Below are 13,600 nucleotides of genomic sequence, written 5' to 3' on the forward strand. Positions count from 1 at the left end.
GCCCTCCAAAGGTTCAGGCCCCCGATAGCGGCGGGCCAGGCAGACGACCGCTTTGTTAAAGCCGGTCGTAGCTGCGATGTTCCGCGTTGGTCATTTCCAACGCAGACGCAATATACCCCATCGGGGGGCAAAAAGGGAAGGATTGCTGACGTCACGTCCCCGTGTGGCAGCTATAACTTTTTGTAAGGTAAGGGTTTTCTGAAACTGCCTGCGTCATAGCGCCGCTTTCAAGGCTCCCTGGAGGAGAAGCAAATCCTCCGGCAGCGGCGTCTCCCAGTGGAGTAATTCTCCAGTCCTGGGGTGCTCCAATACCAGCAAATAAGCGTGCAGGGCTTGCCGTCCGAGGGCGGCCAGCGCTGCTTGCGACTCGGGGCCGAGCTGGTTCGCCTTGGTCTTGAAGTGCGGGCCGTAGACGCCGTCGCCCAGCAGGGGATGGCCGATATGGGCGAGGTGGACGCGGATCTGGTGAGTGCGCCCGGTCTCGAGCTCGCAGGCGAGCAGGCCCGCGATCGGCTTGCCGTCCCGCCCGGCAAAGCTCTCCAGAAGCTCCCAATGCGTCACGGCCTCGCGGCCGCCCTGGCGCACCGCCATCTTCTCGCGCGCATGCGGATGGCGGTCGATCGGCGCATCAACGGTGCCGCGATGGCGGCCGGGCAGCCCCCACGCGAACGCCATGTAGCCGCGCCGCATCGGCCCGGTGCGGCCGTGATCGGCGAATTGCGCGGTGAGCGAGGCATGCGCGAGGTCGTTCTTGGCGACCACCATCAGCCCCGTGGTGTCCTTGTCCAGCCGGTGCACGATGCCGGGCCGGCGCACGCCACCGATGCCCGACAGCGAGCCTCCGCAATGGGCGATCAGCGCGTTCACCAGCGTGCCGGTCTCGTGGCCCGCCGCGGGGTGCACCACCAGCCCCCTGGGCTTGTTGAGGACGACGATGTCGTTGTCCTCGAACACGATGTCGAGGGCGATATCCTCGCCTTTCGGCTCCGGCGAGACTGCTTCCGGCACGTCGATTGTGATCGTATCGCCGGATGCGACGTGATAAGCGGGGTCGCGGATCGCGGCGTCCTTGAGGCTCACCGCGCCCGCCAGGATCAGGGCTTTCAGTCTCGATCGCGACAGGTCGGCGAGGTGCGCCGCCAGCACGCGGTCGAGCCGGGTCGAGTCCTCGTCGCCGGTGACGACAACCTCCAACCTTTGCGCAGAGCCTGAATTTTCCATGACGACGTCTGATACCGCTGTTCCCGAACCGAGCCCCGAGCAGGCCGCGATTTTCGCGCGGGTGCGGCGGATGATGCTGATCGCGGGGTTGACCACGGCGCTGGCAATCTGCGCCGTGCTGATCGCGGTGGGCTACCGCCTTTTCAAGTCGGAGGGAAGGGCACCCGAGCCGGCAGGTGACGTCACCGCCACCCTGCCGAAGGGCGCCAGAATCGTCTCGACCGGGGTTGCCGGCGACCGCCTCGTGGTCACGCTCGATGTCGGCGGGGTCATCGAGATCCGCGCCTTCGACGCCCACACCTTGAAGCCGGCCGGAAAGCTGAAATTCGCCAATGAGCCGTAAAAGGCCCATTCGGGTCCTTGCGGCGGACAAATTTCGAGGTTATTGGCTAGCGCTCACGCTCCCTTCGTCTAGCGGTTAGGACGCGGCCCTCTCAAGGCTGAAACAGGGGTTCGATTCCCCTAGGGAGCGCCATTCGCGTACGAGACTGGGCAGTCCAAACCCGGCCGTTTTGCCGCCTGAAGCCGCAACGAGCGTACGCAGGAACAAGCTCGGCGCGGGCGCCCTCTCACGCGGTCGTGCCGTCGATCGAGCGGCGGATCACCCGCTGCACTTCCGCATTCGACAGAAACAGATCATGGTTGATGAGGCCCCAGCCTTCCTGCGAGGCATCGACCACGCGCACACCGAGCTGCGCGATGACGGCCTTCTCGGCGGCGCCGACCCTGGTCATTCCACCTGCGATTTGTCCCGACAGCGCGAGGGCGCGATCGTTCGTCGCGGCGATCACGGTGATCTTGCCGGCAAGCGGACCGATGCGGTGGATCGCCGACGAGAACACGTCCATGTCGATATCGGGCGCGGCAAACACCACCGCGCCGATCTTGCCCGTCACCGTGTCGCCGTAGCGCGCATAGAGCTGACGCAGGCTTTCGAGCGCCAGCATGGTTCCCATGCTATGCGCAACGATGTGCACGCGGCCGGCGCCTGGAGCCGACACCAGCGCAGAGAGCACGCGCTCGAAATCGTCGCGGGACCACATCGCGCTGTCGCGGTCATAGGCATAATCGAACAGCCCTGCCTTGGACGGCCAGGCAAACACCATGGTCCGGCCGCGGAACTTGATCCCGTCGGAGAGATGTGCGGCATCGAGCACCGCCGTCTCGAATGTCTGCTTGAAGCCGTGCACATAGATCAGCACGTCGCCGCCGCCGGTCTGCGCAACGAGATCGCCAACGTCGACCGACACCGGTTCGACCCGGTCGAGGCGCCAATCGCCAAGTCCGACCGAGGCGAGAGAAAGTCGGCTCTCGTCCGGCGCCCCCAGCTTCGCCCGCGCGACCGTCATGTTGGTCGCGCGCTCCGGGCCGAACCAGGGTTTCGTGCGAGCGCCGTTCGCGGGCTTGCGTGTGGTGGCGACGAGCAAGGTTGGATCAATGGAGAGCGATGACGCGTCGAAGCGCGCGCCGGTCGCACCCAGGCCGGCGCATCCGCCGAGCGCGAGGGCACTTCCCGCCGACACAAATCCGCCGAGCAGAGCGCGGCGCGAAACAGAATGACCGGAGTCGCGTTGCAGGAGACGTTGGATGATCACACGGAACCTTTGGGAACTTCGCCCACCGTAACGCCGCCCCGCCAATTCCCTGGCTGACAATGGGGGCGAGAAGACGGCGGAGCCGCTTCGCTGTCGGTTGCATGGTCTCTTACCGCTCCGTTGGATCTGATTTTCCTCATCAGTGGTGCGAGCACTCTCGGCCGTTTCGAGGTCGAAGCGCGGCGTCTGGATGGGACTCGCTGACGTCCGGCAGGGAGCGCCATTCCAGCCCGACTGTATTGACGGGCTGATCAGCCGGACTGAAGCCAATCGTCCGCGGTCAGAGCTTCCAGCTCGGCGAAATACGCCTCGTTCGGATCGGACCTCGTGTCGGGGTCGCTGCCCGATTCGGCTCCGTGGATCAGATCGTGCATGTGAGCGGCAAGCACCGAGCCGATCGCATGAATGGCTTCGTGGCGGTCGAGCCCTTCGGACATCAGCCGCTCGGCCGTGCCGCGCACCGGCAGCTCGGTATCGGCAATCTGGCGCTCGACGATGGCGTGAAAGATGGCATGCGCTTGCTCGCGCGGAAAGCGGATCCCGGCGCGCCGGTGGTACGCGACGACGAGATCAATCTGTTCCTGCTCGTCCAGCGCAAGCCACTGATCCGGGTCCGGCTCCACGAATGGATCATACTCCAGCATCGCTTCATCTTCCTGCGGCCACCCGGCAACGTCCGGGGCCTGCGCATCGACTTGGGGCAATCCGGATGACGGCTCGTCCAGCCTTTGCGAGATGAGGCAGCACTTCTTGAACTTCCTGCCGCTGCCGCAGGGGCAGGGATCGTTTCGTCCCACCTTGTTTGAATTCATCATTGCGAACACCAGCGACCGGGTCGACCGTAAAAATGCTCTGCCAAGCGAAGAGACAATATGCGCGCCGGTGGCGAGCCGAGCAACTCCCCGGCCGATCGCGCAGCAGCCCCGCGGCCGCCATTGCGCGGTTGTGATCACGGAACGCTGCCGTCCTGTTCTCCAGGCGCCAACTGCCTGACGGGCAAAACACCCCGATCGCCGTCAACCCCTTCTCACAAAAATATTCCACTTTACCGAAATTCTGATTTGGCGTATCTCTCGCCCATCCCAGCCCAGCAAAGGGGCGGTCGTACGTCGTCACGAACGCGGGCTGGAGTGCGGTGGACGCGGGCGGCGTTAAAGGCGGGCTTGTGCGTGCAGGGCGAGATGAACCTCGTGAGCATGGTACGAACCGCGATAGACGGACGGCGCTCAGGTCTTGCGGACCCTTTGGCGACGCAAGGCAGCCTGCGTACGGCGAAACCGTGTGGTCCTGGCCGTCGTTGCTACGGTCAAGCCTTTGCGAAGGCGTCAGCGCGTCAACCGGCGCGGTACCCTGGATTTCGCGGGGGTGACGGAGGCAAGAAGGAACTCGTCTCCGGGGAGAGCGCGGTATAGGCCGTCAAACCATCGCGCAGGGAAGGCCTGGTCTCGGCTGCCCTGTGTCTCCCCTGTGCATTGCGTGTGCAATCAGTTCGCATAGGGGTTTTTATGGGTGCCAGCCGGCGCCCGGTCTTCCCTGCGCCCTTTCTTTCGAGAGGGGTGAAGCGAGAAGCATAGCTCGGGCAAACCTGCCGCGAGACTGCGAGCGCGTGTCTGCGACGCGCATGTGAATTGACCTCCCTTGCGAGCATGATGCGTCGGCATCGGTGGAGGTGGTCGTACCTTCCGGAATCTGCCTTGATGCGAATTCAGCGTGGAGGGAGTGACGATATGAGCGGCTTGGTGATCTCTGGCGGCCGGGTGGTGGATCCCGCCAGCGGAATGGACGCCATCGGGGATGTGGCGGTGGTGGACGGCAAGGTCGCCGCGGTCGGCTCCTCGCTCGGCGGGGCCGAGCGCGTGATCGACGCGACCGGGCTCGTGGTCGCCCCCGGCTTCATCGATCTGCACGCACATGGCCAGTCGATCCCGGCCGACCGCATGCAGGCGTTCGACGGCGTGACGACGACGCTCGATCTCGAAGCAGGCGTGCTGCCGGTCGGGTCCTGGTATGAGCGCCAGGCGCGGAAGGGACGCGTGCTGAATTATGGCGCCGCCGCCAACTGGGCCTTTGCGCGCATCGGCGCGATGACCGGCTCCAACGCGGAAAGCTCGCTGGAGGCGTTCGGCAACGCCATGCGCGATCGTCGCTGGATCGACAACGTGGCGAGCGATGCGGAGGTCGCCGGCATCCTCGAGCGCCTCGCACGCGGCCTGAACGAGGGCGGCATCGGTATCGGCATCCTCAACGCCTACGCGCCGGGCGCCGGCGTGCAGGAGCTGACCGCGGTCTGCCAGCTCGCGGCTGCGCAGGACGTGCCGACCTTCACCCACGTCGCCTACATGTCGCGCGTCGACCCCGAGAGCGCGGCGGAAGCCTACATTCGCCTGATCGGCTATGCCGGCGCCACCGGCGCGCATATGCACATCTGCCATTTCAACTCGTCGAGCAAGACCGATGTCGAGCGCTGCCGCGTGCTGATCGCGAAAGCGCAGGCGCAGGGCCTGCCCATCACGGTCGAGGCCTATCCGTACGGCACCGGCTCGACCGTGCTGGCGGCTGCCTTCTTCAGCGACCCCGAATTCGTCGAGCGCAACGGCACCGGCTACGATTCCGTGCAGCGGGTCACCGACGGCCATCGCTTTAGCGATCGCGAGGAGCTCTTGAAGGCGCAGGCCGAAGAACCGTCTTCACTGGTGCTGTGGCACATCCTCGACACCGAGAACAACGCGCATCATCGCGACCTCCTCGACATGTCGGTGCTCTATCCCGGCGGCGCGATCGCCTCCGACGCGATGCCGTGGACGACCTCGGACGGCAAGACCTACACCGGCGATGCCTGGCCGCTGCCGGATGACGCCACCTCGCATCCGCGTTCGGCCGGCTGCTTCACGAGATTCATCCGCGAATGGGTGCGCGAGCGCAAGACCGTGTCGCTGCTGGAAGGCGTGCGCAAATGCGCGCTGATCCCGGCGGAGATCCTGTCGCAGAGCACGCCGGCGATGCGCGCCAAGGGCAGGCTTGCGAAGGACGCCGATGCCGACATCGTCGTGTTCGACTACGAGAAGCTCAGCGACCGCGCCACGTTCACGGCGATGAACCGTCCCTCGGAAGGTGTGCGGCATCTGATCGTCAGCGGCCAGCCGCTGATCACAGATGGTGTGCTGGACGTGGCCGCGCGGCCCGGCCGGCCCGTGCGCCGCACCGTTGTCGAGGGCTGACCCATGCCGGTCCCCATTCTTCTGGTGACAGGCTTTTTGGGAGCGGGCAAGACGACTGTCGTCAACCATCTGCTGGCGCATGCGGAGGGGCGGCGGATCGCCGCAATCGTCAACGATTTCGGGGCGATCAACATCGATGCCGAGCTGATCGCCGGCGCGAGCGACGGCGTGGTCAGCCTCGCCAATGGCTGCATCTGCTGCTCGCTCCAAGGCGACCTCCTGCGCACGCTCTCGACGCTGCTGCGGCGTGATCCGAAACCGGAATACATCGTCATCGAGACCAGCGGCGTCGCCGATCCCGCCGACATCGTCCGTAACCTGATGGATCCCGTGATCCTGCGCGAGGCGCCGCTCGAAACGGTGCTCTGCGTGATGGATGCGGCGACACCGCTGGCCGCCCTGGACGATGCGCTTCAGCGTTCGCAATTGCGCGTTGCCGACATCGTGGCGTTGAGCAAGCTGGATCTGGCGGACGAGGGCGCGGGCGGGCGGATGCGCGAGGCCATCCGCGCGCAGCGCGTCCCCGCCGTGGTGGTCGACGCGCCGCACGGCGAGATTCCGTCCGCGCTGCTGTTCCCCGCGACCGTCGATCGCGCGTCCGCGCCGCGCGATCCCGGGCCGCGCCGGCCGGCAGAAGAGCGCTTCGAAACGCTGAGCTGGACCTCGGACCAACCGCTCTCGCTGCCGCGCTTGCAAAAGGCGATCGGCAAGCTGGCGCCAAAACTCGCGCGGGCAAAAGGCCTGTTCGAGACCGTCGAGCAGCCCGGGCGCCAGATGCTGTTTCAATTCGCCGCCGGCCGCGCCACGCTCGTCCCTGGCGATGCCGCGCTCGCCCCCGGCGATGCCGCGCTCGCCCCCTGCGATGCGCCGGCCGAAGGCGTGCCGCGCGCGCGGATCGTCTTCATCGCCGAACTCGGGGTGCTCTCGAAAGCGGAGCTCGATGGAATCATGGAGACGTGCGTTGCGGATCGGTGAAGCTGGCGCTTCAAGCGAATTGCGCGACGCCGTGGCCGACGGACCAGTTCTCTGCCGGCGCATCGAGCACGTTGACGAACACGTCTTCGGGACGGATGCCCGGATTTTCGCCGAGCAGGTCCGCGATCCGCCGGTACAGGGCCTTCTTCTGCTCAGGAGTGCGCGAGGCGAATACGGTGATCTGGATCAGCACGGCGTCGTCGCTGCGCTTGACGTCGTAGGCATTGCCGCAGCGGAAGTTTGCGGCGGCATGTTCGCTGATGGTCATGAACTCGTCGCCTTCCGGCACGTTCAGCGCCTCGCGCATGGCGCGGTAAAGGCCGTCGAGGATCGCCTGCCGGTAAGCTTCCGGCTTTCCGGCGCGCATCGAGATATGAAGGAGAGGCATCGCGAGTTCCTCATTGACGAAAGGGGGCGTCGGCCCCAATTTGTTTTTGACGCAGCGTCTAGAATGCATGTTTTTGACACCGTGTCAAATATACCGGACAGGAGCGAAGCTTGAGGCCGCGCGAGTTCAACCACGACGATGTCCTGCGCATCGCGTTCGATCAGTTCTGGCGCAAGGGCGTGCGCGGCACTTCGCTGTCGGACATCGCGCGCGACGCCGGTGTCCAGCGCGGTAGCCTCTACAACGCCTTCGGCAGCAAAGAGGCGCTGTTCCTCCTGGCCTATGAGCGCTATGCGGGCGACTATCTCATTGCCTTGCAAAAGGCGCTCGGTACGGGCTCATTGCGCAAGCGTCTCACCGCGTTCTTTGACTCGACCATCACCAATTTCCGCTCCGGCTCACCGCCGCGGGGATGCCCGACCACGCGCGGATTGATGGAGCTCGGCGCGGCCGAAGGCGAGGGGCTGGATGAGGACGCGCGCCAGGCCTTCGCGAACCTCATCTCGCGCATCACCGCTCTGGTTCAGGATGCGTTGTCGGCGGGCGCAAAGCGCGGCGAATTCAGCGGCAACCCCGCGGCCGCAGCGCTGCACATCATCACCGTGACGCGCGGCCTCGCCGTAATCGAGCGTGCCTTCGATGACGAGCCGCAGCTGCGCAAGATCGCCGCCCACACCATCGATCTCGTGCTCGACAAAATGGGCCGCTAGGTGTCAGCAGAAAGCGAGCGCGATGCAGCAGGCCGCGCAAGGCAGCGCGCGCGACCAACTGATATTCCGGCTCGCGGGAACGGGCATCGCGACCGGCGTCCTCTACCCTTGACGGCCTCGGCTAAAGCGACGAAGCAGAACCATCGGACCTGCCGACCCGCGCTTGGACACGCGGGCATGGAGACGCTGCATGTCGTTCAAAAAACTCCTGATCGCCAACCGCGGCGAGATCGCCATCCGCATCGCGCGCGCGGCGGCTGATGCCGGGATCGCGACGGTCGCGATCTACCCGGCCGACGACGCGCTGTCGCTGCATGTGCGGGTTGCCGATGAGGCGACCGAAATCCCCGGCCGCGGCGCGCGGGCCTATCTCGACATCGAGGCCGTGGTGCAGGCGGCGAAGAGCGGAGGCTGCGATGCTGTGCATCCCGGCTATGGCTTCCTCAGCGAGAACGCTGCGTTTGCGAAGGCCTGCGCCGATGCAGGCATCGCCTTCGTCGGACCGAAGGCTGCGGCGCTCGAACTGTTCGGCGACAAGGTCGCGGCGCGGCAATTGGCAAGACGTTGCGGCGTGCCGATCATCGCCGGCACCAGCGGGCCGTCCTCGCTGGAGGATATCGCGGCGTTCTTCACCTCGCTCGGCAGCAACGCGGCGATCGTGATCAAGGCAATGGCCGGTGGCGGCGGCCGCGGCATGCGCGTGGTCGAGAACGCATCCGATCTCGCGGAGGCCTATGCGCGCTGCCAGTCCGAGGCGAAGGCCGCGTTCGGCTTCGACGGCGTCTATGCCGAGCGCCTGATCCGGCAGGCGCGCCATATCGAGGTGCAGATCATCGGCGACCGCCACGGCGCAATCTCTCATCTCTGGGAGCGCGAATGCACCATCCAGCGCCGGCACCAGAAGCTGATAGAGGTAGCGCCGAGCCCGTCGCTCGGCGACGGCTTGCGTGGCCGTATCATCGAGGCAGCGAAGCAACTCGCCGCAGCCGCGTCTTACGACAGTCTCGGCACGTTCGAGTTCCTGGTCGACGGCACCGCCGAAGACAGTTTTGCCTTCATCGAAGCCAATCCGCGGCTGCAGGTCGAGCACACCGTGACGGAAGAGGTGCTCGGCCTCGATCTCGTCCGCGCCCAGCTCGCGGTCGCCGCCGGCGCCTCGCTTGCCTCGCTTGGCCTGGCGCAAGGTTCGATCCCGAAGCCGCGCGGCTATGCCATGCAGCTCCGCGTCAACATGGAGACGCTGGACGAGCTAGGCGCGACTCATCCGACCGGCGGCGTGCTTGCCGTGTTCGAACCGCCGTCGGGCCCCGGCGTCCGCGTCGATAGTTTTGGTTATGCCGGCTACAAGACCAGCGCCGCCTTCGACTCGCTCTTGGCGAAGGTCATCGTGCATACGCCGGGAGAGGCTTGGCACGACGTGGTTGCAAAAGCCTCGCGGGCGTTGCGCGAATTTCGGATCGACGGCGTCGTTACCAACATCGCTTTCCTTCAGGCGGTGCTGGCGCATCCCGATTTCAGGACCAACCGCATCGCGACCGACTTCATCGACCGCAATATCGCGAAGCTCGTGGAGGCCGCCGACGGCGCTGCAAAGCCGCTCTATTTTGCAGTGACGGAGCGAAGCAGCGGCCGCGGCACCGAAGCGCATACCGCACAGATCGTGCCGGAAGGCGCGGTGATGGTCGCGGCTCCCTTGCAGGGGACCATCGTCACCATCCAGGTCGGGGAAGGCGAGATCGTGCGCCCCGGCCAGCAGCTCGCCGTGATCGAATCCATGAAGATGGAGCATCTCGTGATGGCCGAGCAGGGCGGCCGGGTCATGAAGCTCGTCGCCGGCGACGGTGTCACGCTGATGCATGGCGAGGCCATTCTCTACCTCGAGCCGCTCGACGTCGCCGCCGATCATTCGGCGCAGGAAGCGGATATCGATCTCGACCACATCCGTCCCGATCTCGCCGAAATGATCGCGCGCCAGGCCAACACGCTCGACGAAAATCGCCCGGCCTCGGTCGAGCGCCGCCGCAACACCAACCAGCGCACCGCACGCGAAAACGTCGCGCAACTCGTCGACGACGGCTCGTTCATGGAGTACGGCAGCCTTGCGATTGCGGCGCAGCGGCGCCGGCGCAAGCTCGACGATCTCGTCAAGAACACACCGGCCGACGGCCTCGTCATGGGTGTCGCGACCGTCAACGCCGAGAAGTTCGGCCCTGAGGGCGGGCGCTGCATCGTCGTGGCCTACGACTACACGGTGCTCGCGGGCACGCAGGGCCACATGAACCACAAGAAGATCGACCGCATGCTGACGCTCGCGGAAGACTGGCGCGTGCCTCTGGTGTTCTACGCCGAAGGCGGCGGCGGCCGGCCCGGCGATACCGACCGGCTCGGCATGACCGGCCTCGACGGTCCGTCGTTCGTGCAGTTCGCAAGGCTCTCCGGCCTCGTGCCGGTCGTCGGAATCGTCTCCGGCTATTGTTTCGCCGGCAACGCCGCGATGCTCGGTTGCTGCGACGTGATCATCGCCACCAAGAACGCCTCGATCGGCATGGGCGGCCCGGCCATGATCGAGGGCGGCGGGCTCGGCGTCTATCACCCGGCCGAAGTCGGCCCGGTCTCGTTCCAGTCGCCGAATGGCGTCATCGACATCCTCGTCGAGGACGAGGAGGAGGCGACGCGCATTGCGCAAAAATACCTGTCCTATTTCCAGGGTGCGGTGACGGAGTGGCAGGCCGCCGACCAGCGGCTGCTGCGCCGCGCGATCCCCGAGAGCCGCCTGCGGGTCTACGACATCCGCAGCGTGATCGACCTCGTCGCGGACAAGGATACCGTGCTGGAGCTGCGCCGCGACTATGGTGTCGGCATGATCACCGCGTTGATCCGCATCGAGGGCAGGCCGTTCGGCCTGATCGCCAACAATCCGCGCCATCTCGGCGGCGCGATCGACGCCGATGCCGGCGACAAGGCCGCGCGCTTCCTCCAGCTCTGCGACGCGTTCGACCTGCCGATCGCCTCGCTGTGCGACACGCCCGGCTTCATGGTCGGCCCGGAAGCCGAGAAGACCGCGATCGTGCGCCACGTCTCGCGCATGTTCGTGACAGGTGCGAGCCTCACCGTGCCGCTGTTCGGCATCGTGCTGCGCAAGGGCTATGGTCTCGGGGCGCAGTCGATGATCGGCGGCGGCTTCCACGCCTCGTTCTTCACCGCGGCCTGGCCGACTGGCGAATTCGGCGGCATGGGCCTGGAGGGTTACGTTCGTCTCGGCTTCCGCAAGGAAATGGAGGCGATCGCCGACCCCGTCGAGCGCGAGACCTATTATCGTAACAAGGTCGCTGAGCTCTATGCCAACGGCAAGGCGGTCTCGATCGCATCCGTGTTCGAAATCGACAACGTCATCGACCCCTCCGAGACGCGACGCTGGATCATGGCGGGCCTGCGGTCGGTGCCGAAGCCGCCTGCGAGGACGGGCAAGAAGCGGCCGTGCATCGATACGTGGTGAGGGCGGTGCAGCAATTTGATTGCGGCACGACCGTTTCCGGTTCCCGATTGACATCCCCGCCTGCGGTGCCAGACTTTGCACAATAATACAGGGTGGAGACGTCCGCGATGGCCAGCCTTTCGGCCTCGAACCATGTCGCCCGTGTCTTGTCCGTCGCCAATCACGTGGCCGAGGTGGATGCCTCGTCGCGCATTGCCGATTCCTGGCGGCGCTGCCTGATCAGCCACAAGCTCGATCCCGCCCGCCAGGGCCCGCCGCAGACGCTGACCGAGGCGGAGGTCCGGCATGTCGCCGAGCCGATGGAGCAGCTGATCCGGCTTGCAACGCCGGAGCTGGAAGATCTCGCCCGCGTGCTGCGCCAGACCGGCTATTGCGTCAATCTCGCCGATCCCAGCGCCACGATGCTGTGGAGCCGAGTGCCCGGCGCGGCCGATGCCGAGATCTTCATGCGCTGGAAGGTCTATACCGGCTCGAATTTTTCCGAGGCCTTCGAAGGCACCAACGGGCTCGGCACGGCGCTTGCGGAGCAGAAGCCGATCCTGGTGCATCGCGACGAGCATTTTCGCGCGCAGTGGCACATGTTCTCGTGTGCCGTGGCGCCGCTGTTCGACCAGGCCGGTCGCCTCGCCGGTGCGGTGAACATCACCTCCTGCCGCGAGGACCTCGAACGCACCGCGCATCAGCTTGCGCTCGCGGTGACGATGGAGGCGACGCGGCGCATGGAGGGTGCGATCTTCCGCGGTCATTTCCGCAACGCCTGGATCGCGACCGTGCCGGGCGACGGCGGCAGCGGCCTGCTCGCCTATGACGACGATCGCCGCATCGTCGGTGCCTGCCGTTCGGCGCGCGCACTGCTGGGTCTCACCGACGGCTTGATCGCATCCGGCATCGATCTGTCGCGCTACGTCAAGTTCGATCATCCTGCCGCGCGCAACGCAGACGACACCGTCGAGCTGCGCCGGGCCGATGGCAGTCCGTTGGGGCATGGCCATGTCGCGCCGCCGCTGCGGGCGAGGTCATCGACCCGTCCGCTCGCGCCGCGCCGCGATGCACCTGCCGATCGCTTCGACGCGCTGCACCGGCTCGCCGGCCGCGACCCCGGCTTGATCAAGAGCGTGAAGCGGCTCAGGAGCATCGGCGATCACAATCTGCCGGTGCTGCTGCACGGCGAGACCGGCGTCGGCAAGGATGTGTTCGCGCGCGCCATTCACGCGGCCGGTAATCGCGCGCGCCACAACTATGTCGCGCTGAACTGCGCGGCGATGCCGGAAAGCCTGATCGATGCCGAGCTGTTCGGCTACGAGGCCGGCGCCTTCACCGGCGCGCGCCGCGACGGCTCGAAGGGCCTGATCGTGCAGGCCGATGGCGGCACGCTGTTCCTCGACGAGATCGGCGACATGCCGATCGCGCTGCAGACGCGGCTCTTGCGCGTGCTGGAGAATCGCGAAGTCTGGCCGCTCGGCGCGCCGAAGCCCGTGCCGGTCGACATTCGCCTGATCAGCGCCACCCATCGCGACCTCGGGCGCATGGCCGAGCAGGGCGCCTTCCGCGCCGATCTCTATTTCCGTCTGCGCGGCATGGAAGTGCGGCTGCCGGCCTTGCGCGAGCGCGCCGACCGCGACGACGTCATCCGGCAGATCGCGCGCGAGGAAGCGCCGAACTGCCGGCTCTCGGACGAGGCGTGGTCGCAGCTCGCGGCCTACCCCTATCCCGGCAACATGCGCCAGCTCCGGCATGTCCTGCGGCTCGCCGGCTGCACGGCGGAGGACGGCGTCATCACCGACGCCGACCTCGATCTGCCGCCGTTTGGTGGAAGGGCGACGGAGCCCGACCTTGCCGTAGCCGAACGCGCGACCATCATTGAGGCGTTGCGCAAGCATGGCGGCCGTGTCACCGATGCGGCGCGTGCGTTGAAACTCAGCCGCGCGACGCTGTATCGCAAGATCAAGCAGTTGAAGATCGACTCGGGTTCATACTAGACCGGTTCGACATCCCGG

Annotated in this window: 10 protein-coding genes and 1 tRNA gene; 7 read left to right on the forward strand and 4 right to left on the reverse strand. The window is 66.2% G+C overall.

Features of this window, described 5'->3' with window-relative positions; translation table 11 throughout:
- Window positions 1-213: 213 nt before the first annotated feature.
- Window positions 214-1,221 carry an RluA family pseudouridine synthase gene (locus IVA74_RS01985; protein ID WP_247339356.1) on the reverse strand — a complete coding sequence of 336 codons (1,008 nt, stop codon included), beginning with the start codon at window positions 1,219-1,221 and terminating at the stop codon, window positions 214-216.
- Here IVA74_RS01985 and IVA74_RS01990 point away from each other — a divergent pair.
- Window positions 1,220-1,564 carry a hypothetical protein gene (locus tag IVA74_RS01990; protein ID WP_247339358.1) on the forward strand — a complete coding sequence of 115 codons (345 nt, stop codon included), beginning with the start codon at window positions 1,220-1,222 and terminating at the stop codon, window positions 1,562-1,564. The two genes, IVA74_RS01985 and IVA74_RS01990, sit on opposite strands and share 2 nt — an antisense overlap.
- Before the next feature lie 57 nt (window positions 1,565-1,621).
- Window positions 1,622-1,696, forward strand: a tRNA-Glu gene (locus IVA74_RS01995).
- A gap of 94 nt (window positions 1,697-1,790) precedes the next feature.
- Here IVA74_RS01995 and IVA74_RS02000 read toward each other — a convergent pair.
- Together IVA74_RS02000 and IVA74_RS02005 are read right to left on the reverse strand one after the other, a co-directional pair.
- Complete coding sequence (locus tag IVA74_RS02000) at window positions 1,791-2,816, reverse strand: alpha/beta fold hydrolase (protein ID WP_247339359.1); 1,026 nt, start codon at window positions 2,814-2,816, stop codon at window positions 1,791-1,793.
- Between the two features lie 251 nt (window positions 2,817-3,067).
- Window positions 3,068-3,769: an SEC-C metal-binding domain-containing protein gene (locus tag IVA74_RS02005; RefSeq protein WP_247339360.1), complete on the reverse strand. Its 702-nt coding sequence runs from the start codon at window positions 3,767-3,769 to the stop codon at window positions 3,068-3,070.
- A 774-nt stretch (window positions 3,770-4,543) separates the two neighbouring features.
- Here IVA74_RS02005 and IVA74_RS02010 point away from each other — a divergent pair.
- Together IVA74_RS02010 and IVA74_RS02015 are read left to right on the forward strand one after the other, a co-directional pair.
- Window positions 4,544-6,034 carry an amidohydrolase family protein gene (locus IVA74_RS02010; RefSeq protein ID WP_247339361.1) on the forward strand — a complete coding sequence of 497 codons (1,491 nt, stop codon included), beginning with the start codon at window positions 4,544-4,546 and terminating at the stop codon, window positions 6,032-6,034.
- Between the two features lie 3 nt (window positions 6,035-6,037).
- A complete protein-coding gene (locus IVA74_RS02015) occupies window positions 6,038-7,009 on the forward strand; it encodes a GTP-binding protein (protein ID WP_247339362.1) in 972 nt (323 codons plus the stop codon).
- A 10-nt stretch (window positions 7,010-7,019) separates the two neighbouring features.
- Here IVA74_RS02015 and IVA74_RS02020 read toward each other — a convergent pair whose 3' ends face one another.
- On the reverse strand, window positions 7,020-7,397 hold the full coding sequence (locus tag IVA74_RS02020) for a tautomerase family protein (RefSeq protein WP_247339363.1): 378 nt from the start codon (window positions 7,395-7,397) through the stop codon (window positions 7,020-7,022).
- Window positions 7,398-7,507: 110 nt separating this feature from the next.
- Here IVA74_RS02020 and IVA74_RS02025 point away from each other — a divergent pair, with 110 nt between their 5' ends.
- The 3 genes from IVA74_RS02025 (at window position 7,508) to IVA74_RS02035 (ending at window position 13,582) form a co-directional block, all read left to right on the forward strand.
- The gene (locus IVA74_RS02025) at window positions 7,508-8,107 is read left to right on the forward strand and encodes a TetR/AcrR family transcriptional regulator (protein WP_247339364.1); all 600 of its coding nucleotides are present in this window, start codon (window positions 7,508-7,510) and stop codon (window positions 8,105-8,107) included.
- Between the two features lie 190 nt (window positions 8,108-8,297).
- The gene (locus IVA74_RS02030) at window positions 8,298-11,603 is read left to right on the forward strand and encodes a carboxyl transferase domain-containing protein (protein ID WP_247339365.1); all 3,306 of its coding nucleotides are present in this window, start codon (window positions 8,298-8,300) and stop codon (window positions 11,601-11,603) included.
- Window positions 11,604-11,710: 107 nt separating this feature from the next.
- Window positions 11,711-13,582, forward strand: a complete 1,872-nt coding sequence (locus IVA74_RS02035; RefSeq protein ID WP_247339366.1) for a sigma-54-dependent Fis family transcriptional regulator — start codon at window positions 11,711-11,713, stop codon at window positions 13,580-13,582.
- Window positions 13,583-13,600: the final 18 nt, after the last annotated feature.

The organism is Bradyrhizobium sp. 132 (assembly GCF_023074185.1).
In the GTDB taxonomy this organism is placed as follows: domain Bacteria; phylum Pseudomonadota; class Alphaproteobacteria; order Rhizobiales; family Xanthobacteraceae; genus Bradyrhizobium.